Source organism: [Pantoea] beijingensis (assembly GCF_022647505.1).
Lineage (GTDB): Bacteria > Pseudomonadota > Gammaproteobacteria > Enterobacterales > Enterobacteriaceae > Erwinia > Erwinia beijingensis.
The window spans coordinates 1,057,858-1,081,030 of record NZ_CP071409.1 but is presented as its reverse complement, the minus strand read 5'-3'; the positions used below and the strand labels follow the sequence as shown (position 1 = coordinate 1,081,030).

Here is a 23,173-nt window from a genome sequence, read left to right as displayed (position 1 = left end):
AACCAGTTTATACTGTATGAAAAACCATATCTGTGTTTGTATACAGGAAACTAATTATGCTGGCACAACTTACCATCAGTAATTTCGCTATCGTCCATGAGCTGGAGATTGATTTTCAACAAGGGATGACAGCGATTACCGGCGAGACCGGTGCAGGTAAATCTATTGCTATTGATGCGCTGGGCCTCTGCCTCGGCGGCCGTGCTGAAGCAGATATGGTTCGTCAGGGGGCAACTCGGGCGGATATCTGTGCCCGCTTTGTGCTAAAAGATACACCCTCTGCACAGCATTGGCTGCTGGAAAACCAGCTCGATGAGGGTAATGAATGCCTGCTGCGCCGCGTCATCGGTAGCGATGGTCGCTCGCGTGGCTTTATCAACGGCACTGCTGTGCCTCTTTCACAGCTGCGCGACCTCGGCCAATTATTGATTCAGATCCACGGGCAGCATGCCCACCAGCTATTGCTCAAGCCCGAACACCAAAAAGGACTGCTTGATGCTTATGCTGGTGAAACCGAACTGGCCCAGGAGATGGCAGTGCACTATCGCCGCTGGCATCAAAGCTGCCGCGAGTTGGCACAACATCAACAACTGGCGCAGGAGCGTGAAGCGCGTCGTGAGCTGTTGCAATATCAGTTGAAAGAACTGAACGAGTTTGCTCCATTGCCAAATGAATATGAAAATATCGATGAAGAGTATAAGCGCCTTGCCAATAGCGGCCAGTTGCTCTCGGTCAGCCAGCAGGCATTACATCTGCTTGCCGATGCCGAGGAGACTAATCTTCAAAGTCAGCTATATAGCGCTCGTCAGATGATGAATGAACTTGCCGGAATGGATGATAAACTCAGCGGTATACTGACAATGCTGGAGGAAGCGGCTATCCAGGTCAGTGAGGCCAGTGACGAGCTGCGTCATTATTGCGACCGCCTCGATCTCGATCCCAACCGCCTGCATGAGCTGGAGCAACGGCTGTCACGCCAAATTAGTCTTTCCCGCAAACACCATGTCGCGCCACAGGAGTTGCCGGGGTTACATCAACAGTTGTTGGCTGAGCAAGTCTCGCTCGCTCAGCAGGAAAGCGATCAGCACGAGCTGGCCGATGCCGTAAGTAAACATCATCAGGCCGCGCTGGATATCGCGAAGAAATTGCATGCACGTCGCCAGCACTATGCCAGCGAATTGGGCCATCTTATTGGCGAAAGCATGCGCTCACTATCTATGCCCCACGGCAAACTGGCCATCACCGTTCAGTTCAACCCGGAAAGTTTGACTGCCGAAGGAGCGGACCGCATTGACTTCAGCGTCACCACTAACCCGGGCCAGCCGCTGCAATCTTTATCGAAGGTTGCCTCCGGCGGGGAACTATCGCGTATCGCCTTGGCCATTCAGGTTATTACTGCACAGAAGATGGATACGCCAGCATTGATTTTCGATGAGGTGGATGTAGGCATTAGTGGTCCCACCGCTGCCGTGGTCGGTAAAATGTTACGCCAGCTTGGTGAATCTACCCAGGTAATGTGCGTCACCCACCTGCCACAAGTTGCGGGATGTGGGCATCACCATTTCTATGTAAGCAAAGAAACCGATGGCACCGTCACTGAAACGCATATGCAACCGCTGGATAAGCGCGCCCGACTACAGGAACTGGCACGTTTGCTGGGTGGAAGCGAGGTGACACGCAATACCCTGGCCAATGCCAAAGAGTTATTAGCTGCCTGATATCGCCGTTTATCACGGCTATCGAAACGTTGAAAGCATCGGATATAATTCAGCCAGCCTGTCCCGGGTGACGTAGGTCAGCGATTAGGCTGAGCACACGTAGCCAAAACGGCTACAACATCAAGGATGAAGGAGAAACCGCACTTTTTTTCGATCCAATAGTCATAAGCATGCCCTGTAAAGGTTTCAAACTGCAGCAAGGTTTATTATCATCGGTTACTTATCGCCTGGATAATAAGGCATAATCACCAAGGCAGTTTGGCCTGGTTAGCGCGACATCGCAGAGAGCACGGCTCTTATCCCCGATGTGCTGACAAAACAGAGCTTTAAATAAAAGCTAAGTGACCCGGGCAAGACGGTCGCCTGTAACGACGTTTAGCCCCAATAAGGAATCAATTAATGCGCTGTAAAACGCTGACTGCTGCTGCAGTGGTACTTCTTATGATGACCGCGGGCTGTTCCACTCTGGAGCGTGTGGTTTACCGTCCCGATATCAATCAGGGTAACTATTTGGTTGCCAATGACGTTGCTAAAATTCACACCGGTATGACACAGCAGCAAGTTGCTTACACACTGGGAACGCCGATGATGAAAGATCCGTTCGGCAGCAACGTCTGGTATTATGTGTTCCGCGAAGAGCCAGGGCATGAACCGGTGAAACAGCAAACGCTGACACTGACCTTTGATAGCAATGGTGCGCTGACCAACATCGATAACAAACCACAGCTCACTGGTGGTAATCAGGGTTAACTCTGGTTTACGGACATTACGTTAAATAAGGCGCGGATAGCGCCTTATTTTTTGGATGCTCGCTCGGCTCGCTGCCTGCGTAACTCTTTAGGATCGGCAAGCAATGGCCGATAAATTTCGATACGGTCGCCACCATGCACTTCATCAGTCAGTTTTACCGGTCGACTAAAAATGCCCACTTTATTTGTCGTTAAATCAATATCACGACGCAATGCCAGTAAACCTGAAGCTCTGATGGCATCTTCTACCGAGCTCCCGGACGAAACGCTGGTTGTCTGCATATACTGTTTTTCCGGTAATGCGTACACCACTTCAACAGTGATATCAGGCACGATAAACCTCTTTGGCGCGCTGAGTGAACGCCTGAACCATGCTGCCGGCAAGTTCTTTAAATATGCGCCCGAATGCCAGTTCAACCAGCATATTGGTAAATTCAAATTCAAGATTTAATTCAACCTTGCAAGCCTCTTCACTTAACGATGTAAAGCGCCAACCCCCGGTCAATTTGCGAAAAGGCCCATCCACAAGCTGCATATTTATACTTTGATTATCCGTTAGTGTATTGCGCGTCACAAAGGTCTTGCTGATGCCAGCCTTAGAGACATCAACCGACGCTGTCATCTGCCGCTCATCGGCTTCCAGAACACGACTTCCTGTGCACCCCGGAAGAAATTGCGGGTACGCATCGACATCATTTACTAACTGATACATTTGTTCCGCGCTGTAAGGTACAAGTGCTGAACGGCTAATCTGGGCCATATCAATTCCTGTTAATCATCAATCCGGGCAAGTTTACCATCGCCGGGAATTAAACAAAAATTCTCTGCCGCGAATGACGTGCTAAAATATCGCATTTCCCCGCCTGCTTCTGGTGAGGGGATGCCATTATTCACCGCTTGATGTAGACTAAGCCGCACTATGACAAAGAAAAAAGCAAATAAACCCGGTTCCGCTACCATTGCCCTTAACAAGCGTGCCCGCCATGAATACTTCATTGAAGAAGAGTTTGAGGCTGGCCTGTCGCTACAAGGATGGGAAGTCAAATCACTACGTGCAGGAAAAGCTAATATCAGTGACAGCTACATTCTGCTGCGCGACGGCGAAGCTTACCTGTTTGGCTCAACTTTTCAGCCGTTATCGGTCGCCTCATCGCATGTCGTTTGCGATCCGACCCGAAACCGTAAACTGCTGCTCAAACAGCGTGAACTGGATTCACTGTACGGCCGTGTGAATCGCGACGGTTACACGGTTATTGCGCTCTCTGTTTACTGGAAAAATGCCTGGGCCAAACTGAAGATTGGCGTGGCAAAAGGTAAAAAAGAGCATGATAAGCGCGATGACATCAAAGATCGTGAATGGAAGTTAGACAAAGCACGTATTATGAAGCATGCCAATCGCTAAGCCTCTGGCGTAACGGACTGTTTTTCTGATATACTACTTTCAGTACTTGGGGCTGATTCTGGATTCGACGGGATTCGCGAAGCCCAAGGAGCATGCCGAGGGGCGGTTTGCCTCGTTAAAAGCCGCAAAAAAATAGTCGCAAACGACGAAAACTACGCACTAGCAGCTTAATAACCTGCTTAGAGCCCTCTCTCCCTAGCCTCCGCTCTTAGGACGGGGATCAAGAGAGGTCAAACCCAAAAGAGATCGCGTGGACACCTTGCCTGGGGTGAAAGCGTTAAACCTAATCAGGATAGTTTGTTAGTGGCGTGTCTGTCCGCAGCTAACCGGCGAATGTAAAGATTAGACTAAGCATGTAGTGCCGACGGTGTAGTAATTTCGGACGCGGGTTCAACTCCCGCCAGCTCCACCAAAATCCTTTCGCGGCGGTTCCAGAGCCGTCCGCAGAAGTCCTGAAAGCCCGCACGGCACAAGCCCTGCGGGCTTTTTTGTGTCTGTAACCTTCCGAGACGATCCGCCTGAATCCAGAGATAATTGGTACACGAATTGGTACACGTTATACAGTGGTCCAATAAACGTGTACCAATTATGGACGGAAACCAGTCATGGCGCGGATGACACGCCCACTCACCAATAACGAAATCCTCAAAGCTAAGCCTCAAGATAAAGACTTCACACTGCATGATGGTGACGGCCTTTTCCTGCTCGTCAAAACATCAGGTAAAAAGCTGTGGCGCTTTCGCTACCAGCGACCAAATAGCAGCAGTCGCACAAATCTCAGCCTTGGCTCTTACCCTGCCCTAACGCTAGCTGTCGCACGCCAAATACGTGACCAATATCTTTCGATGCTTGTGCAAGGGATTGACCCGCAGAAGCAGCAAGAGGAAGTTTCTGAGCAACGACAAATTGAGCTGGAGAGTATTTTTTCAGTTGTTGCCGGAAGGTGGTTCCAGCTTAAGAGCAAAAGCGTTACCGAGGATTATGCAAAGGATATTTGGCGATCGCTGGAAAAGGACATCTTCCCTACTATCGGTGAGATCCCTGTTCAGACGCTTAAAGCCAGGACGATTGTTGAAGCACTAGAGCCAATTAAAGCTCGTGGCGCGCTTGAGACAGTTCGCCGGTTGGTGCAGCGCATCAACGAGATCATGATTTTTGCAGTCAACACAGGGTTGATTGACGCGAATCCTGCTTCGGGCGTGGGTATGGCATTCGAAAGGCCAAAGAAACAGAACATGCCAACATTACGGCCGGAAGAGCTGCCCAAGCTGATGCGTTCATTAGTCATGTCTAATCTCTCAATCACGACACGCTGTTTAATCGAGTGGCAACTTCTTACACTAGTAAGACCCTCAGAAGCATCGGGTACAAAATGGGCAGAAATAGATATTGATTCAAAGCTTTGGGTTATTCCCGCAGAAAGAATGAAGGCAAAACGTGAACATGTCGTTCCACTATCAATTCAAGCACTGGACATTCTAGAAATTCTTAGGCCTTTAAGCGCTCATCGTGAGAATGTTTTTCCAAGTAGAAATGATCCCAAACAATCAATGAATAGCCAGACTGCAAATACTGCTTTAAAAAGAATCGGATATGGTGGTAAGTTAGTTGCACATGGACTTCGTTCTATTGCAAGTACAGCCATGAATGAGGCTGGATTAAATCCTGACGTCATTGAATCAGCTTTGGCTCAGTCAGATAAAAACGAAGTGCGCAGAGCATACAACCGCTCGACTTATCTTACACAACGCATCGAACTTATGGATTGGTGGGGAAAGTTTGCTTCCTCATCTCCCTTAACTAATAACTAATGGAATAATTATGACCGCGTCTGTTCACAACCCTGATACATATATGTTCGATTTTAGGCAGATCGTAACAAATGGAAGAAAGAAAATAGGCATATTGATAGGAGCTGGTGCTCCGGTGAGTATTAATGTAGCTGAGAGTGGTGGTTATGAACCATTAATCCCAAACATCGAAGGGCTTACAAAACATGTTAAATTATCTTTGAGCAATGAACTTCTTTTAATATTTGAAAAACTCGAAGGAAATCAAAAAGAAAATAACCTAGAGAAAATACTTTCAGATGTGAGAACATTAGCTGACATAATCGGTGATCATGAAGTCCATGGCGCAAATGCTGAAAAGTACAAAGAGCTTGAACTAGCAATTTGCTCAAAAATAAAAGAAGTTGTAAGCAAATCATTACCAGAAAAAGAAAACCCATATAGCGAATTGATTTCATGGATAAATGGAATAAATCGAAGCCATGGTGTTGAGATTTTCACTACAAATTATGATCTTTTATGTGAAGACGCTTTAGAGCGATCTCAGACACCTTTTTTTGACGGCTTTACTGGCTCAAGATTTTCTTTTTTTGACCCAGCTAGTATCTCCACAAATGATTTACCTCCAAGATGGGTGAGGTTGTGGAAGTTACACGGCTCAATAGGTTGGATGATGAGGGAAAATGGACAAGTAACGAGAATTCCTGAATGTGATATATCAAATATGGTCTACCCCTCACATATTAAGTATTCTCAAACTCAAGCAGCTCCTTTTTCAGCATTATTTGAACGCTTAAAAAGCTTTCTTATGGAACCGGACTCTTTATTGATTACGACTGGATTCTCTTTTGCTGATGCTCATATCTCTTCCAAAATTAGCGAATGTTTATCGGCTAATCCTACAAGTGCAGTATTAGCATTCCAATATAAAAAGCTCGAAGAAGAAGTTTATGCTGTCGACTTAGCAAAACGTAACCCTAACTTGAGCATTTACTGCAAAGACGGCGCAGTTATAAACACTATCAATGCAATATGGAAGACAGGCGAACTTCCAAGTAGAAATTGGGGAAATGTCCGAAAAGAATATTTAGACAAGGATAGGAATTTCACTTTAGGTGACTTTAGGTTATTAGCAAGATTCCTAGCTATAGCAGGTGGCGAAATAGCAACATCTTCAGAGCCACCGGAAGTAATTATTGAGGCCCAACAAAATGAACAATAAAATTAAATCAACCTCAATTGGCATAATATCTTCAATCTCAAGCTCATCTGTAACCATCAAGCTTTCTCAAAGTGTAATTTCAGGCTTACTTGTTATAGAGGGTAGAACACATAAGGTTGGTCAAGTCGGAAGCTTTGTGAAAATACCACAAGGTTATAATGATCTTTATGGCATCGTTGCATCAAGCAATGAAAGTTCAACCATAGATAAAGACGATAATATATCCTCTGACAATAGAGCTATGACCGTTGAACTAATTGGTGAGAGTTCATGCGGTTTTTTTGATAGGGGAATAAGCCAATACCCATCTGTTGGTGATGATGTTCACATGGTGTTAGATTCGGACTTAAAAGTGGTTTACGGTTCAGATAGTGATAATCTAATAAATGTAGGGAAATTGTCTAGTTCAGAAAGCATTGATGTTAACTTAGATATTGATAAGTTAGTAACAAGACACTCTGCAGTTGTTGGTTCTACTGGCTCAGGTAAATCAACAAGTGTGTCTGGTTTACTCCGCTCGATATGTACGCTTAATAATAATTGGAATGGCTCGTCACGAATAATTTTGATAGATATGCATGGGGAATATTCTTCTGCACTTAGAGATATAGCAAAAATATTCTCCATTGATCCTATGAAAGGTGAAAGCAAATTAAACATCCCCTATTGGGCACTCCCAACGGACAAATTAATTGATTTTCTCTGCGGGAATATAAACGATGTTAGCAAAAGCTCCATGATTGAATTCATTGTTGAAGAAAAGAAAAAGTCACTTAATGAAAATGGTATAAATTACATAAATGAAAGCAAAGTAACTTCATTCACTCCATTGCCATTTAATCTAAAAAAACTGTGGTTTAAAACTATATTTGATGACACAGCAACATATTCTAATAAAGAATTTACGACCCCTGCATACAAGGATGGAATTTCCGGTGATTACTCCACGCTAACACCGCCTAAGTTTATACCACCGGGAACATCAAGTTCGCCACCATTTAAGAAAGGAAATAACGTATTAACTAAACAGTTGAACCTTATGAAAGCAAGGCTTCTTGATAGTCAATACTCATTTTTCCTTTCTCCTGATGGGTATACACCTGATGATAAAGGAGTAATAAGTAAAGATCTTGATACCCTTCTTGGTGAATGGCTGAATCATGATAAGCCGATTTCTATATTGGACTTATCTGGAATGCCGTCAACACAACTAGACATGCTATTAAGCTCAATAATGAGCATAATATTTGAAGCATCTTTATGGGGACGTAATCTTAAATCAGGGATAAAGAAGAATCCTGTGTTATTCGTTCTTGAAGAAGCACATAGATACTTATCAAACAAAGAAGATGGTTTAACAAGCAATTTAGTTCAAAGAATAGCTAAAGAAGGACGCAAGTTCGGCGTTGGCCTTATGATTATCAGTCAAAGGCCATCAGAAATAGATGATACAATTTTATCTCAGTGTGGAACACTATTTGCGTTACGATTGACTAACAACAGCGATCGTTCCAAAGTTAAAGCAGCAATGTCTGATGGGCTAAGTGCACTCATTGATTCATTACCAATCCTAAGGACAGGAGAAGCCATAATTATTGGTGAGTCAGTCAAATTACCATCTAGGTGCAAGTTTAAATTACCACCTCAAGGATTCTACCCTGATAGTCAAGACCCTGAAGTTAGTAAGGCTTGGGCTGAACCACGAGATCCAAAAAGAGATTATTCTAAACTCATTGAAGCATGGCGTTTAAGCAAACCAATTAAAGAGGATAATTAACATGAAAAGAACAGCTGTTAGCTCTTCAAATTTAGCATCAGTAGGATATGACGTTGATTCGCTCACTCTCGAAGTAGAGTTTTTAAATGGGAGTATCTATCAATATTACGATGTTCCAGAAGGTGTTTTTGACGAAATGCTAAATGCTGGGTCTGTAGGTTCTTATTTTAGCCATAATGTTAGAAACAGTTACGCAACACAAAAAGTTTGATGTAGCAGCTCTGCGCGCAATGCTATCCCCCCCCCCCTCGCCTGCCCGCTTTATGCACCGCTTTTCATGCAAGTGCATAAAGCTATTGAATCCGCGCCCTGCCTGGCCTCAACGCATCCCACTGACGCATAGAGTGCATGCGAATCCATGCACTCTATGCATGCACGGCTCTTTACAAACCGGCTTGCCAGAAAAAGGCTTCAAACGACGAATAGCAGACACAAAAAAGCCGCTGGGTGATCAGCGGCTGTGAGGATTAATGAGTGATTCGAAATGCTGAGCCGTATCGTCCTAACGTCTGCCGTCCTTTAACCGGTATCGGCGCAACGTTCTCAACTGTTTCCGGCGGTGGCGGCGAGGTTATGACTTTCGTGATGCTTTCATTCGTCTTAAACGTGCAGGAGCAATCCAGATTCGTGCACTGGTGATAACGCTCTTTTACCTGCTCGGACATATAGCGGCTGGATTTAGCGTGCGCCGGGCTTTTGCAGTAAGGGCGCATCATTGCTGGTCGCCCTCCTGAAGTTTTAAACGCTGCTCCCCGATTGATTCCGCCAGCTTCTGACGGCGTAAAGGACGCGAATAGAGATCCATATCAACCCCCGTTAGAGCCGGACGACGGACACCGATAGATTCCAGTAATGGAGCTTCATTTAGAACACTTTCAGGCAGCGCGGTCGCAGCTCGCGTTAAGGCTTCCCCTACAAGCCCAGCGATATCGCGGATCGGGTCGCGATCGTCTCCAACAAAGGTTGCGGCAATTTTTTCGCGCTGGATGCGCAACTTGATCGCCCATAGCAACGAAGGGCTAACGTTACGCAGTGCCGATTCCCAATGCGAGTCAGCAAACTCAGTAAAAGCAGTTTGATGCGCTTCAACGTATTTTTTACCGCTGGTACAACAGCACAGCACGGCGTACTGTTTATCCAGTTCCAGTTCTTTCAATAATCCCGCAAACTCATCGGCCAGTTCACGATTGGCTATACGCTGAGTGTGTTCGGCGCGAAGTTCCTCCGTGAGATTACCCCGCAATTTTCGAAAATTAGTGCGCCAGTTACCGGCTACGCCGCAGCAATGATATATTGCGGCAGGCCTCAGCTTATTTTGCTCAGGCGGAGCTCGACCGCCACTGGAAAAAATAATGCCAGTTATGCAGCGTCTGAGTGGTACACACGGGGTCGGGCCGGTATGCCGCGAACTGGATATTGCCCCGTCGACATATTACTGGCATCAGCAACGCCAGTTGTATCCTGAAAAATGTAGCCGACGGGAAAAATGTGATGCTCAAATCAGCCAGGAGATAAAACGCGTTTACGAAGAAAATTACAGTGTCTATGGAGCACGAAAAGTCTGGCGTCAGTTACTCCGCGAGGGCTTTAGTGTTGCCCGTTATACAGTTGAACGCCTGATGAAAATAATCGGTCTTCGTGGTGTCCTCCGCGGCAAAGCCATCAGAACCACGGTCGGTCGCAAAACAGCGGCAGCAGCGGATCTGGTCAACCGCCAGTTCGTGGCAGAACGTCCTGACCAGCTTTGGTGTGCAGATTTTACGTACGTCAGCACCTGGCAGGGCTTCGCCTGTGTGGCGTTTATCACAGATGTGTTCGCAGGCGTTATTGTGGGCTGGAAAGTGTCAACATCAATGGAAACGACGTTCGTGCTGGATGCTCTGGAACAGGCTCTGTGGGCACGTCGTCCCTCAGGGACAATCCATCACTCGGACAAAGGCTCCCGGTACGTGTCACTGGCGTACACTCAGCGGCTGCAGGAGGCGGAACTGTTAGCGTCGACAGGCAGCACAGGCGACTCTTACGATAATGCCCTGGCCGAGAGTATCAATGGCCTTTACAAAGCGGAAGTCATACACCGTAAAAGCTGGAAAAACCACGCAGAAGTAGGGCTTGCGACACTGGCGTGGGTGGACTGGTTCAATAATCGAAGGTTACTTGAACGGTTAGGACACATACCGCCGATAGAAGTTGAAAAAACCTGGTATGCTTCCAGTGCAAATAATGATCTGGCAGCCTGAGCTTCCGGACTTAAAACTCTCCAAAAAAACCGGGGCGGTTCAGTACAGCGTTTTATAAATTGTCTCAGGTGATATTCGCAGTGTTTTTTGACGCGGCTTCGTTCGCCTTAACCATCCTGATATTTGCTCTGGAGACCACTTCATCTCCAGCTTTTCCAGAACAAGCTCTCGCAACGGTCAATTCTTGTAGATTTTCAGAGTATGTCCGTATTCAGGCCTTGCATGGGCCTGAGGCGCACCAATCCGTATCAGGGGCTGCTAATTCCTGAGTAGATATGGAGCTCTGAGCTGCATTATCAGCTGGTTACGAGCAACTCAACCACCCGGACAGTAAAATCCAACGGGTAGAATGGCCGAAAAAATTTCCGATTACCACGCGCGATACCCTTTCCGGGCGAGGTTCGCCCGGAAGGAACCACTCCAATCAGGATAAGACGGTTAATGCTCGGGCACCGGCAAATCCGCTCTAAAAATCTCATTTATTCCCGACCGGAGGATAAAAGAGACCTTTGTGGTGGCCCCGTCACGGCGCTATATGACCGTATATATTCTGATCGTGAAAAATACCGTTAAGTAACTCGGCCTTCCGCATTTTGCCTTCCAGGGCAAAACCGCAGCGTCTGGCGACTTCATTACTTTTTGTGTTATTGACTGAGCATTTTATTACGTACCGGTTTATTAATTTCCGGTCCGAATAATATTTTATCAGCTCGTTCAGGGCTCTGGTTATTACACCCTGCCCCCGCATCCTCATATCGAGCCAGTATCCGATATATGCGGTTTTATTAGCGCTGTCGATACTGTTGAATGACAGTAAGCCCACTGCCGCATCGTTGTATAAAATAACATACGTTTTTCCCTCATTTTTCTGATGAGCCAAAAGACAGGCGTCAAGAAAGCAGGACTCATCATCTACCGTTTTAACAAACCGGGGCCATGCCATAAATCTGCTGAATTCCTCCCGGTTGTTATCAACCACGCTGAAAAGCTCTGCGGCAAAGCGGGAAGAGGCGGGCGCCAGTTGTATATTCTCATCAACGCAGATGGACTGTTCGGCATACATAAGATCCAGTCTGGCAGAAGGTAAGGCTGGCGACGGAAGCCTTGCAGTGATGATTTCTTCGTTCAGCAAGGCATAAACCGGGGGCTTAGTCCGGGTCCATTCGTTAGCCGTCTGTAAATCATATGCACCGCAACCGCGGATAATAAATAACTGCTTTTCACCAAGATGAAGCGCTCCTCTGGGGAAAAGGCAGTCGTTCTCAAAGCAGTTAAAACCGGCGAGTATCTGCGCAGTATCATCCGCGGGGCACTCCCTGCTGCCTAATGGTAACAGGGAGTGGTGCCAGTTATGCACGGAAGGTATCCAGTTGATCCCAAGATTTGTCTGGATAACCTCTGAGTCATAGCGGTTTTTCATACTGACAGTTTTGCCAACCGCATATCCATGGTCTTCGCTGAGGGTTCTTCCGGGTTCGAAAATAAGTTTCCACTTTGCAGGTAAAGCAAGATCATACTCAGCCAGAACGCTAAAAATAGCCTTGAAAAACGCTTCAGGTTGCGCTGTTGGTGCATCCACGTCCGGTGAAAACGAGTCCGCCGGGAATCCGCTGCCCATATCAAGATGGCCCCCCTCTGGCATGTTTTCTACCAGAAACGGCAGCCAGTCCCGGAGGCTGTCAGCGACTTTTGAAGGGTTCTCAAGGTTGGACCCGGCATGCAGATGAAATCCCCTGAGGCTGATATTCGGACAGGTGCGCAGGAGAGGAATGATTTCACTCCTGAACTCTTCAGCGGTTACACCGAAGCGGGAGCGCTGTGAGTCACAGTAGAAGTGTGACAGCCTTATGCCAATGTCGACCTTCCGGTTTTGACTGGACAGTAGTCGATTAATTTCACGTAACTCATGGGCGCTGTCGACATGGATCAGGGCTTCCTTATCCAGGGCCAGATTAAGATCCTCGGAGTTTTTATATGGACCGTCAAGAATGATTCGATCGCCGGTAAAGCCGGCCTTCAGGGCCAGCTTAAACTCGTCTGAAGAGCAGACTTCTGCGCTCAGTCCCTCTTCAGCAATCAGGCGCAGAAATATCCCCAGAGAACATGACTTAACCGAAACTGCAATAACGGCATCCGGGAAGTACTCTTTACAAGCCGCAGTCAGATGCCGGGCTTGTTTCAGGGCCGTATCAGCATCAAAAATAAAAAAAGGACGTTCCGCATGGGATGGTCGTGCAGCAACCGCGTGAGCTGCCGCAATGATGCGATGGTTAACTATTTTTTGCGCCATAACTGTATGGTTACCCCCTGATAGTCGCGTTGATCGTTGAGAGGTTCGCGGATAGCAAGATAGCGCTCATAAAAAGCATTCTGAATGGTTTCGTCCAACTCACGGGTAAATTCATTCTCAGTGGAGACATAGCGCAGCAGGTTTTCTTTAAGCTCCTCTTGGGGCTGAGATGACAACTCGTGATTTTTTTCGTCATATAATTCAAGGTCCTCTCGGGCAAAAAAATCATGCCAGTATTTAAGTGTCCAATCAGGATCGGGTCTGAAACCTATCGCATTGTAAACACTGTTAATGATTTCTTGACCGGTTTTCTTCCTGTAGTAAAAATTTGACGTACAGATTACGCCTTGGGGTCTCAGCACCCGTACCACTTCAGCCAGCGCTTTACTTCTTTCCTGAATAAACGCGAAGTTACATCCACCGAGAATATGCGTAAAAGTGTCGTCGCTAAAAGGGAGAAGGCAAGCATCAGACACCTGATAGCGTAATTTATCCTGGGCGCCCATCGCAGTTGCTTTTTCACGGGCAGTGCTGATGGCTATTTCAGAAATATCAATTCCCTCAGCAGAAGAGCTCGTCTTGCTGAAACAGTACCGGGAGCTGGCTACGTATACGCTTCGGTAGGCGCTCACTAAAAATTATGTAGTGATGTTATGGACGCCCCTCCCTGAAGTAGCCAGTGCCATACTCTATTGACTGCAATTAATTCAGGAGTGATATCACATGAACACAATCAGAGTTGTTGGTATCGACATTGCCAAATCTGTTTTTCAGGTATGCGTCTGGATGGTTGATGGTTCAATTGCATATAACAAGAAGATCTCCCGTTCAAAATTGCTGGATTGCGTTCGACACTTCGAGCCCGGAACGCTTATCGCGATGGAGGCATGCTCTACTTCGCACTTCTGGGGCAGAACCTTCAGAACGTTGGGATACAACGTCAGACTGATACCTGCCCAGCACGTTAAAGCCTTTGTCAGAAGCCAGAAAAACGATGCTAATGATGCGCTGGCGATTTGTGAAACAGCACTCCGCCCTGGCATCCACTTTGTTCCGGTTAAAACTGCTGAGCAGCAGGATATCAAAGCGCTGCGAAATACCCGTCAGCTCATGGTTGAGCAAAGAACGGCGCTGGCTAACCAGCTTCGTTCTTTGCTTGCTGAATATGCTCTCATTATCCCTGTCGGGATCCAGTGCCTCCAGCAGCACCTGCCTGAACTGATGGAAGACGCATCGAATGAGTTAACGTTCACTGTCCGCCGTTTACTTTCTACATTGCGGGAAGACATGCAGGCGCTGAATGAACGCGTCACCGGACTGGATAAGGTAATTGCTGCATTGTCTTCACAACAAGCTACCTATCGCCATTTGTTAACTATTCCGGGAGTCGGCCCGCTCATCGCGGCAGCGTTTATCAGTGAAGTGGATGCAGGGCAATTTTCCAGCGGCAGAGAGTTATCCGCCTGGTGTGGCCTGGTTCCCGGGCAGCACAGTTCGGGAGGCAAGCAACGATTATCCTCCGTGACAAAAAATGGCAATCGTAGTCTCAGAACATTAATCATCCATGGAGCACGGTCTGTAATGCGCTGTATGAAAAAGCGCGATGACAGTCTGGGCATTTGGCTGCAAAGGCTTGAAGCTCGTCGGGGGTTCCTGAAAACCACGGTTGCACTGGCGAATAAACTGACGAGAATTATCTGGCGTGTGCTGACAGATGGGGTTGATTTTAATATGCAGAAGGCCGTTGCGATGAATTAGCTAAAAACAGCAATTTACAGAAACTTATTTAACTGAGTTTGCAGGCACTGATGAGAAAACGGCTACCGTCCCTGTAACAGCCTGAAGTTGACCTGGGTAATCATATACCGGTGTAGTGATAAGGAAACAGGGCTCGGATAACATCATGGCGCGGGTAAATTAACCCACTAACGACGCCGGATATATGGTCGCAAACCGTATCGAACCAGTACTTGTAACACCCGGGGCGTCCATATATGGTCAACTAAACCTCCCCGCCCGGTAGACGATCCTGTCCTTTAGTTGGACTGACCCCACCCTGTGTCCACTATTGCCGGGGAAGATCACTGAACCCCATGACGTCGGCGGCGCGATGCCGATGCGATCGTGTTGTCTGGCTATAGCCGCGTCCGTGCAATAAGCTTGCGTGCATAAGACAACTCCGGTACCTCCGCCGCGAACAGGATACGAAAAACAAGCGGTGCAATGATGCAGTCCAGTATGCTCTCACTTGTTGGCGGGCTCTCTCCCCGATCTTGCGCACGGAGCCGCATGATCTCAAATTGCTCGATAAGGTATCGCGTGCATTGCCCTGCATTGACTGGTTCAGGACTGCTCAGAACGTCACATAGCATTGAGCGTCCAAATGGGGACGATATCTCTTCGAGGTACTGCTCCAGCCATGTTTCCATATCACCGCGAAATGATCCGGTGTCGGGCGGCAGGAGTTCAGGACGAAGATTCTCAATCGCAACATCAGACAACAGTTGCGGCAATTCCCCCCAACGTCGATAGATAGTAGAGGGCGTCACGCCAGCTCGCGCTGCGATGGCAACGATGGTTAATCCATCACGTCCAGCCTCATCCTGGATTTCGCGCACCGCACGGTGTACGGCTTGCTGTACGCGTGCACTACGTCCACCCGGCCGGGATATCTTTTCCTCTGTCATGCTCAATTGTTTTGCTTCCAGCTGCCTGATAACCACTAACGCAAAAAAATTGCGTTAGTGGTTTTACGTTGATAAAGTCACTAACGCAAATTTAACGCATTAAGGAGTATTGAGCTATGCGGGATTTTCCGGACAACAAAGCCATCGTCAGGGGGATGTGGGAAGCTTACACCAACAATGATAAGGAGGCGTTCTATGCTGCCATGGCTGATGACATCAAGTTCACGGTGATGGGGACGACACGTTTATCGCTGGTAGTACACGGTAAACAGGAGATGGCAGACAAGATTATCACGCCGCTAACCGCCGCAATCGAAGATGGACATAAAGTCGTCCTCGACCAATTCATTGGCGAAGGAGATTGGGTTGTGATGCTTTCGCGCGGATTCGCTGTCGGTAAAAATGGTCAGCCATATAATCAACACTATGCGCAGATTTTCCGTTTAGAAGGAGGGCTTGTGACCGAGTGGACTGAATATCTGGATACCGGGATGCTGGAACGTATTCTTGAAGATTAAAGCTTATCTTCTCCGGATGGCGTGGTTACAGCTTTAATGCATCATTGCGGCTTGAGCACTTCTCCACGTTGACGCATAGCGATAGCCACCCCGCCCGCAGAATTGTTTAAGCTATCGCAGCGCATGCTGTATGCTTCCTTTACGCTATCATTCCGACGATCGTTGATGACAAGGATGCAAAATGCACAACAAAATTACGGTTAAACTACGCCCACTGGAGCGCGAAGATCTCCATTTCGTCCACCAGCTCGATAACAATGCCAGCGTCATGCGCTACTGGTTCGAAGAGCCTTACGAGGCTTTCGTTGAACTTTCCGACCTCTACGACAAACATATTCACGACCAAAGCGAACGCCGTTTTGTTGTGGAGCATAACGGCAATAAAGTGGGATTGGTTGAACTGGTTGAGATCAACCATATTCATCGACGAGCAGAGTTTCAAATCATTATCGATCCGGCACACCAGGGGAAAGGATTTGCCAGCCAGGCCGCCAGACTGGCGATGGAGTACGGTTTCTCCGTTCTGAACCTCTACAAACTCTATTTGATCGTGGATAAAGAGAATGAGAAAGCAATACATATCTACAGCAAACTGGGGTTTGATATTGAAGGTGAACTTATTCATGAGTTTTTTATCAATGGCGAGTACCGCAATACCATCCGCATGTGCATTTTCCAACCGCAGTATTTGGAAAAACACAAACCTGCCAGCGTAATGGTAAAACCTTCTGCCCAGTAAAAGTGCAGCTGATGATGGAATAATTATCGTGCGTTGTACCCCATAAGATTAAGCCCGATAGCACGGTAGTGCTTGCTGCCCAAGCCGCTACCGTCAGATTCTCCCGTCGCAGGCGCTGCTAAGATAACGATGCCAGATAGCGTGTCAGCGCTTCACTAAATCGCCGCAAAGCACCTTCCAGCATTGATTTCTTTTGCATCAATTCGATCGTTTTTGCTGCGGTCTGACAGGCGGACTCGAGGTTATCACAGCAAATAACCAACTGCCCGGCTTCAACCATCCTCGCTGCGCCTTTAATGCGATGTGCCAACTGAGCGAGTTGATCTGGCGAAACGGTTTCATTTACATTGGCCAGATCGTTAAGATCGTTGATAACAGCGTCGCTTAATGCAGTCAGTAACGATCGCAGATCATCCTCACCACCGGCCGCCATGCGTTGTAAGCTGCTGAGATCCATTTCTCTGGTAACATATTCCGGAAACGCGTCGCGCGGGCTTACCGTTACGGGTAGCTCGATCTGCGATAAATGCTGATGTAAACGCTCCAGCGATAGCGGTTTAAACATACAGTCATTCATTCCGGCGTCGATGCAATGCTCACGTTCTCCGGAAAGTGCATTCGCCGTAAAACCTAAAATGAGCACTGGCTTAAGGCCTTTCTCTTCCTCCTGCTGACGAATCGCATCACTGAGTTGATATCCATTCATCCCGGGCATATTGCAGTCGGTAATGACAACGTCGAAAGAACCTTGCTGCCACATATCCAGCCCTGCAAGTCCGTCATCAGCCTCGGTCACCTGGTGGCCCAGCCACGAGAGTTGCTGAGAAAGCAGTAGCCGGTTTGGCAAATAATCATCAATCACAAGAATATTCAATGATCTTTCATTCGTCTTCATCTCCTTCGTAACATCTTCCTGCAGCGTCTGCGATTCGATGGTAACAGGCAGGGATAGGCGTATCATTGCGTGAGTACCGGCGTTAGCTTCGCTGATAAGCGAAAGCGTGCCCCCCATCATTTCACACAGCGTTTTACAAATAACCAATCCCAGGCCGCTTCCGCTACGAATTGATTGCAGGTTATTGCTGGCCTGCGAAAAGGGCATGAAAAGTTTCGGGAGTTCTTCGGCTGGAATACCGATGCCGCTGTCTTCAACGTCAATAGCAAGTTCCAGATTCAATCCTTTCCGCTCGGCTTGCACGCAGACATGTACCGCACCCTGAGCGGTAAATTTTATAGCGTTACTGACAATATTCGAAAGGATCTGTTTGAAACGCAGCGGGTCTACCTCAACATCAATATCGGTTTCTCCCACAACCTCAAGCGTTAAACCAATCCGTTTTTGGTTGGCCAGCCCATCAAATACTCGCAGTACTGAATCCACCAGCGATCTAAGGTTATTTCGCTGCGGTAAAAGCGTAAATTTTCCCGATTCAATATGGGCAATATCGAGAATATCGCCTATGAGGTCGAGTAACCCATGAGCAGCGTTTGATGCAATGTTCAATGCTTCAACATCAAACTCGCCTTTTTGCGCCTTGCGCGTCGCCATATCCAGCATGCCGATAATCGCATTCATCGGGGTACGAATTTCATGGCTCATGGTGGCGAGGAATGTGGTTTTCGCCCTGTTCGCCTCCTCCGCTTCAGCCTTAGCCTCCCGGAGATGCTCTAAAAGCTGTTGCCGCTCTGTCACATCGATCCAGCCGCCTATCATGCCATTCACAACACCATCGCTGCCGCTAAAAGGTAATATCCAGTGATAGATCGTTTTGACAGTGCCCAGCCTGGAATGAATAACCCGGTCCTGGACTAGCGGTTCACCGCTTTCCATCACCCGCATATAATCATCGTGGCAATACAGGAGGGTTTTTCTATCGACGCCAGCAAGCGCCAGCACCGATTTCCCCATCGCCTCTTCTCGGGTAACGCCCAGGTGTTGCAGATAACAGGCATTGCAGTGAATCAGCAAGCCTCGCCGATCGCGCACGTAAATAGGATTCGGCGAACCATCAATCAGCACTTTCATCAATACCATCTGATCGTTTAATGCGCGTTCTACTTGCTTACGTTTACGAATCGAGAGCGAAAGCCCGGCAATCCATAACAGCGCGAACAAAAGCAGCACTCCGGTTAGTATAAAACCCTGTATTACCATTGACCGATACTGGCGCCAGTAATTCGCCTGAATAATCACTTTACCCTGCCAGCGCATTGAAATATCTTTCATTTCTTGCGGGGTGATACTCAGCAATGCCTTATTAATGATTGCCTGCAGCTCCGGGGATGTTTTTGCCATGCCAAAGGCTAATTCCCCTTCGCTATCACCAACGATTGAGGTGGTTTGCAGTTTTTTTTCATATTCTCGTGGGATCATATAGCGTGCACTCAGTAACGCATTAACCGCCGCGCTGACCGTTCCTTTTGCTACCATCTCCATAGCAGCACCGCTGCTATTTACCTCAACCAAAATAATTTTGGGATAGTATTTTCTCAGCCAACCGGTGAGCTGGTGTCCATGCATCAGTGCCAGTTTATGATTATTAAGGTCGTCCAGCGTGCGGGGGTGATCCGCATCAGTACGTGTAATGAGGGCATAGGGCGTATTCAGGTAGCTATTGGAAAAAGTTAGCGCGGTTCGACGCTCCTCACTCTCAGGCACGGCCGCGATAATATCCGCGTCATTATTCCGAACGGCTTGTATCATGGCATCAATCGAATTCATCGAAGAGACGGAAAACGTTAATCCCGTAAGCTGAGTGATTTTATTCATCATCTCTGCGCTTAAACCCACATAGTTACCTTTCCCATCGTAAAAAGTGAAAGGCACATCGTTTTCATTAATAACCGCCCGAATGACTGGATGTTTTTTCTTCCACTGTTGTTCAGATTTGGTCAGTTGGATACGCGTACTCGGTGTCCACGCGATCTCCTCTCCCATCCAGTATTGCAGGATGGTTTGTTTTCTCTCGGAAGGTACCCCATTCAACACACGGTTAACCGCCCCAAGCAGTATGGGATCGTTAGCGAATGCCATTCTGGCGCCCCCGGATTCAAAGGGTGTCAAATTCAACTGCCGTAGCTGCGTGAAAGCACCGGTATTCAGTAAATAATTAGTCTCAAGGGCATCGCCAATAAAAAAATCAGCCTCTCCCGTCGCAACAGCATTCATGGCCGCGGCAGGCGATTGATACACCGTGACTTCCGCGTCATTTTTGTAACTGTTCCATTGCGTAAAGTAAGGAGAATCACAGCTCAGCGCGATTTTCTTGCCGGAAAAATTGTGGAATTGCGTGTCACTGTAATCTGCCCGGGCTACGGTGACGCACAGGCCAGGGGTGTAACTGCGGGACAGTAACAACGGTTTATTCGCGATTTCTTGCAGGCTGGAGGAGCTAACCATGTCGATCTCTCCCGCTTCGAGCCCTTTCAACGCAGCTTCACGGGAAGCATACTGTTTTATCGTGAGCGGCAAAGCCAATTGCTGGGCAATCAACTGCGTATAATCTGCGCTAATACCCTGATACTGGTTGTTTTCATTAAGGAAATGAAGCGGAGGAAAAAAAGGAGGCGCGACACCTACCCGCAGCGCGAGCTTATGCGCTAATGCCTGCCTTTCTTTCACGCTTAATGCAATCTTCGGCATAGGGTTTGCCACCGCCGCCGAACGGCTCTCAGTAGACGCGCCCACCGGTCCAGCGAAGAGCTGGAGGCATATGAACAGAAATAAAATCCTTTTAGCAAGCCGCTTCATTATTTATATCAACCGGTTACGGCGTGCCAAATCGGCAAGATCGACAAGCGTTTTTACCTGTAGTTTTTCAATCAAGCGTGTTTTATAGGTGCTGATCGTTTTATTACTCAATAGCATCGATTCCCCAATTTCCTTATTGCTGAAACCACGCGCAAGCTGTTGTAAAACCATTAATTCGCGATCAGACAGGCGTGCGATACATTCACTCTCGCTGTAATTATTATCATGAAGCCGCCCTTTATGCAGAGAGAGATGTGGGAAGTAGGTATAGCCTGAACGGATCGCCGCAATTGCGTTACTCAGCTCAGTTGGCTCGCTGGATTTTGATATAAAGCCCGCAGCGCCAGATTGCATGCAGCGTAACGCAAAATACTCTGTCGATTGTGAAGTAAGCACTAACACGCGGCAATCATGCTGTAGCTCCCGCAAACGAAGCAGAACCTCTAATCCGTCGAGCTTCGGGAGCGCGATATCCAGAATCATCAAGTCACACTGGTGTTCTCTTGCCATGGCGACAGCATCCACACCGTTATCGGTTTCGTAGATATTCGCGATCCCATCCTGCGACAGGATCATTTTTACGCTGGCGCGAACAAAGGGATGATCATCGACAACCAGTGCATTTTGCATTTTGATCTCCAGGCATATAAATGAGGGGGCACCACTGCGCACGATCTCGATCGTGCAGCGCACGGCGATTATGTGTGAATGAGCCACCCTGGAGAATCAAGAAATGTCTGGTATGCCTGTAAGAATTTTTCACCAACCTCGTCTGAAATCATCCCGATTGGTACATAAAACCGCCATTAAACAAAGGACAACGCCCAGATGAACATACAACGGCCATAGGCAGGAGGGCAGCAGATCTTCCCCCCGGAAATAGTCTGTACGAGGAGGGAAAGCAGAATGGACGCAGTACCAGCACTAGCCAAAGAGGCGCTCAAGATACCGTTCAAGTGCTGCGCGAGAGCTGAATCCATGGGGGATACCATAATGATCGTTATTATCACCGACCAGATACATCGGAAATTGCACATAGTGATCGCAGGTTTTAATCTCCGTCGCCGGTTCAGTGATCGTCAAACTTTTCTCTTTTAACGTTGGATGAATCACCAGCGCCGTACGACCCATTCTCGCTTCACGATTCACGTAAACATAGTTTTCGCCCCGGCGATAACCGTAAGTTTTCGTCGTGACCGCATCCATTTCAAATCCGGCTTTTTCCAGTACGCGTGCCACTTCATCTGGTCGTAAATACATGCTCTTTCCTCTCAGTCTTCAAAAGCCTCGCAACCTTACATCAAGCGCTGTCCGATGTGCTTTCGGATTTATCCATAAAGGCAATAAACGCATGGCCGAATCACTGTAATGTTTGCCAATGGTCTACACTTAATATTAGGTTTTATTCCAAAGGGAGCGACAAATGTTCAACAGAACCACAAAAAATGATGACACTGATATTAACCAGGATGTTTCACTACTGGCAGACACCCTGGACGACTTGCTGAAATCTTATGGTAGCAAAACCAAGGATGAAGTAGATTCGGCACGCGATAAAGCAGAAGCCTTGTTGAAAGAGACCCGCGCTAAACTCAATGGCCGCAACCGCGTGACGCAGGCAGCGAAAGATGCTGGCGATCATGTGGACAACTACGTCCATGATAAGCCCTGGCACGGCGTAGGTATTGGTGCTGCGGTAGGTATCGTTGTGGGTGCCCTGCTGGCTTCACGACGTTAGCATCTTTTCGATCATTGTTACTATCCGGATCCCTGCCTGATGGCAGGGATTTTTTATTGTTATTTCCTTAACCAACGGCTTTAAAAAAATTTCATCCCCTAAAGCCCGCCATCATAAGCCGTTACGCACGCTTGCAATCAAAAAGCAAAAAACGCTACATATTGATTGGTTGCAATTAAAAAACGCTACATATAGTATTTTACATGTCATTCCATCATCCAGCGATGGTTCAGAAGCTCAAGCAACAATCTGTTGTATACGGTTCGTTCAGTGACGTTAAACAACCAAAAAGGTAAATGCGAATCATGACTATTATTATTTACACTAAGGATAATTGTGTCCAGTGCAATGCAACAAAAAATGCGATGGATAAACGGGGATTCACTTACCAACTCGTCAATATTGATACCCACCCCGATGAAATCGAGACGCTGAAATCATTAGGCTATCGCCAGTTGCCGGTTGTGATGACGGAAGAGCAGCACTGGAGCGGTTTTCGCCCGGATAAAATTTCAGCACTGGCGACACGCCCGGGGATACAAGGCTAACGTT

General features: G+C 47.5%; 22 protein-coding genes, 1 other RNA gene, 2 pseudogenes and 1 other annotated feature. Of the genes and pseudogenes, 14 read left to right on the top strand and 11 right to left on the bottom strand.

Going from position 1 to position 23,173, the window contains the following annotated elements; genetic code table 11:
- The first annotated feature begins 56 nt into the window (after positions 1-56).
- Together recN and bamE are read left to right on the top strand one after the other, a co-directional pair.
- Positions 57-1,718, top strand: coding sequence for a DNA repair protein RecN (recN, locus tag J1C60_RS04870; RefSeq protein ID WP_128175891.1), 1,662 nt, complete (start codon positions 57-59; stop codon positions 1,716-1,718).
- Positions 1,719-2,117: 399 nt separating this feature from the next.
- Positions 2,118-2,468 carry an outer membrane protein assembly factor BamE gene (bamE, locus tag J1C60_RS04865; protein ID WP_128175889.1) on the top strand — a complete coding sequence of 117 codons (351 nt, stop codon included), beginning with the start codon at positions 2,118-2,120 and terminating at the stop codon, positions 2,466-2,468.
- 44 nt (positions 2,469-2,512) lie between these two features.
- Here the strand turns inward: bamE and J1C60_RS04860 are convergent, their stop codons facing one another.
- A complete protein-coding gene (locus J1C60_RS04860; RefSeq protein WP_128175887.1) occupies positions 2,513-2,800 on the bottom strand; it encodes an RnfH family protein in 288 nt (95 codons plus the stop codon).
- Complete coding sequence (locus J1C60_RS04855; RefSeq protein ID WP_128175885.1) at positions 2,793-3,227, bottom strand: type II toxin-antitoxin system RatA family toxin; 435 nt, start codon at positions 3,225-3,227, stop codon at positions 2,793-2,795. The genes J1C60_RS04860 and J1C60_RS04855 overlap by 8 nt, the downstream gene beginning before the upstream one ends.
- A gap of 159 nt (positions 3,228-3,386) precedes the next feature.
- Here J1C60_RS04855 and smpB point away from each other — a divergent pair, with 159 nt between their 5' ends.
- The 6 genes from smpB (at position 3,387) to J1C60_RS04825 (ending at position 8,869) form a co-directional block, all read left to right on the top strand.
- On the top strand, positions 3,387-3,869 hold the full coding sequence (gene smpB, locus J1C60_RS04850; RefSeq protein WP_128175883.1) for an SsrA-binding protein SmpB: 483 nt from the start codon (positions 3,387-3,389) through the stop codon (positions 3,867-3,869).
- A gap of 48 nt (positions 3,870-3,917) precedes the next feature.
- Positions 3,918-4,281: a transfer-messenger RNA gene (ssrA, locus tag J1C60_RS04845) on the top strand.
- Positions 4,282-4,474: 193 nt separating this feature from the next.
- Positions 4,475-5,680 carry an integrase domain-containing protein gene (locus J1C60_RS04840; protein WP_128175881.1) on the top strand — a complete coding sequence of 402 codons (1,206 nt, stop codon included), beginning with the start codon at positions 4,475-4,477 and terminating at the stop codon, positions 5,678-5,680.
- Positions 5,681-5,690: 10 nt separating this feature from the next.
- Positions 5,691-6,881: an SIR2 family protein gene (locus J1C60_RS04835; protein WP_128175879.1), complete on the top strand. Its 1,191-nt coding sequence runs from the start codon at positions 5,691-5,693 to the stop codon at positions 6,879-6,881.
- Positions 6,871-8,658: an ATP-binding protein gene (locus J1C60_RS04830; protein WP_128175877.1), complete on the top strand. Its 1,788-nt coding sequence runs from the start codon at positions 6,871-6,873 to the stop codon at positions 8,656-8,658. The genes J1C60_RS04835 and J1C60_RS04830 overlap by 11 nt, the downstream gene beginning before the upstream one ends.
- Position 8,659: 1 nt before the next feature.
- The gene (locus J1C60_RS04825; protein ID WP_128175875.1) at positions 8,660-8,869 is read left to right on the top strand and encodes a KTSC domain-containing protein; all 210 of its coding nucleotides are present in this window, start codon (positions 8,660-8,662) and stop codon (positions 8,867-8,869) included.
- A gap of 256 nt (positions 8,870-9,125) precedes the next feature.
- Here the strand turns inward: J1C60_RS04825 and J1C60_RS04820 are convergent, their stop codons facing one another.
- Positions 9,126-9,374, bottom strand: a complete 249-nt coding sequence (locus tag J1C60_RS04820) for an ogr/Delta-like zinc finger family protein (protein ID WP_128175874.1) — start codon at positions 9,372-9,374, stop codon at positions 9,126-9,128.
- Positions 9,371-9,901, bottom strand: a complete 531-nt coding sequence (locus J1C60_RS04815; protein ID WP_235859150.1) for a hypothetical protein — start codon at positions 9,899-9,901, stop codon at positions 9,371-9,373. Before J1C60_RS04815 ends, J1C60_RS04820 begins: the two co-directional genes overlap by 4 nt.
- Positions 9,902-9,930: 29 nt before the next feature.
- Here J1C60_RS04815 and J1C60_RS04810 point away from each other — a divergent pair.
- Positions 9,931-10,898, top strand: a pseudogene (locus J1C60_RS04810) (IS3 family transposase); the annotation flags it as partial.
- Positions 9,966-10,082: a sequence feature (AL1L pseudoknot), on the top strand. It overlaps the preceding pseudogene by 117 nt.
- A 42-nt stretch (positions 10,899-10,940) precedes the next feature.
- Here J1C60_RS04810 and J1C60_RS04805 read toward each other — a convergent pair.
- The 3 genes and pseudogenes from J1C60_RS04805 to J1C60_RS04795 all read right to left on the bottom strand — a co-directional run.
- Positions 10,941-11,075: pseudogene (locus J1C60_RS04805) on the bottom strand (IS30-like element IS30H family transposase); the annotation flags it as partial.
- Between the two features lie 346 nt (positions 11,076-11,421).
- Complete coding sequence (locus J1C60_RS04800) at positions 11,422-13,188, bottom strand: GNAT family N-acetyltransferase (RefSeq protein ID WP_128175872.1); 1,767 nt, start codon at positions 13,186-13,188, stop codon at positions 11,422-11,424.
- On the bottom strand, positions 13,173-13,820 hold the full coding sequence (locus J1C60_RS04795; protein ID WP_128175870.1) for a class I SAM-dependent methyltransferase: 648 nt from the start codon (positions 13,818-13,820) through the stop codon (positions 13,173-13,175). The genes J1C60_RS04800 and J1C60_RS04795 overlap by 16 nt, the downstream gene beginning before the upstream one ends.
- A 91-nt stretch (positions 13,821-13,911) precedes the next feature.
- On the opposite strand from J1C60_RS04795, the gene J1C60_RS04790 reads away from it, so the two are divergent.
- Positions 13,912-14,946: an IS110 family RNA-guided transposase gene (locus tag J1C60_RS04790; protein WP_128175868.1), complete on the top strand. Its 1,035-nt coding sequence runs from the start codon at positions 13,912-13,914 to the stop codon at positions 14,944-14,946.
- A gap of 377 nt (positions 14,947-15,323) precedes the next feature.
- On the opposite strand, the gene J1C60_RS04785 is transcribed toward J1C60_RS04790, so the two are convergent.
- A complete protein-coding gene (locus J1C60_RS04785; protein ID WP_128175866.1) occupies positions 15,324-15,875 on the bottom strand; it encodes a TetR/AcrR family transcriptional regulator in 552 nt (183 codons plus the stop codon).
- Positions 15,876-15,991: 116 nt separating this feature from the next.
- Between J1C60_RS04785 and J1C60_RS04780 the strand changes: the two genes are divergently transcribed.
- Positions 15,992-16,393, top strand: coding sequence for a nuclear transport factor 2 family protein (locus tag J1C60_RS04780; protein ID WP_128175864.1), 402 nt, complete (start codon positions 15,992-15,994; stop codon positions 16,391-16,393).
- Positions 16,394-16,574: 181 nt separating this feature from the next.
- Positions 16,575-17,132 (top strand): spermidine N1-acetyltransferase, encoded by a 558-nt coding sequence (speG, locus tag J1C60_RS04775; protein ID WP_182611443.1) that lies wholly within the window; start codon positions 16,575-16,577, stop codon positions 17,130-17,132.
- 118 nt (positions 17,133-17,250) lie between these two features.
- Here speG and J1C60_RS04770 read toward each other — a convergent pair whose 3' ends face one another.
- The 3 genes from J1C60_RS04770 to J1C60_RS04760 form a co-directional block, all read right to left on the bottom strand.
- The gene (locus tag J1C60_RS04770) at positions 17,251-20,775 is read right to left on the bottom strand and encodes a transporter substrate-binding domain-containing protein (protein ID WP_164877268.1); all 3,525 of its coding nucleotides are present in this window, start codon (positions 20,773-20,775) and stop codon (positions 17,251-17,253) included.
- Between the two features lie 111 nt (positions 20,776-20,886).
- The gene (locus tag J1C60_RS04765; protein WP_128175860.1) at positions 20,887-21,513 is read right to left on the bottom strand and encodes a response regulator transcription factor; all 627 of its coding nucleotides are present in this window, start codon (positions 21,511-21,513) and stop codon (positions 20,887-20,889) included.
- A 294-nt stretch (positions 21,514-21,807) separates the two neighbouring features.
- Positions 21,808-22,143 (bottom strand): DUF2002 family protein, encoded by a 336-nt coding sequence (locus J1C60_RS04760; protein ID WP_128175858.1) that lies wholly within the window; start codon positions 22,141-22,143, stop codon positions 21,808-21,810.
- A 163-nt stretch (positions 22,144-22,306) separates the two neighbouring features.
- On the opposite strand from J1C60_RS04760, the gene J1C60_RS04755 reads away from it, so the two are divergent.
- Positions 22,307-22,621 (top strand): DUF883 family protein, encoded by a 315-nt coding sequence (locus J1C60_RS04755; protein ID WP_128175856.1) that lies wholly within the window; start codon positions 22,307-22,309, stop codon positions 22,619-22,621.
- Positions 22,622-22,926: 305 nt separating this feature from the next.
- Complete coding sequence (nrdH, locus tag J1C60_RS04750; RefSeq protein ID WP_128175854.1) at positions 22,927-23,169, top strand: glutaredoxin-like protein NrdH; 243 nt, start codon at positions 22,927-22,929, stop codon at positions 23,167-23,169.
- Positions 23,170-23,173: the final 4 nt, after the last annotated feature.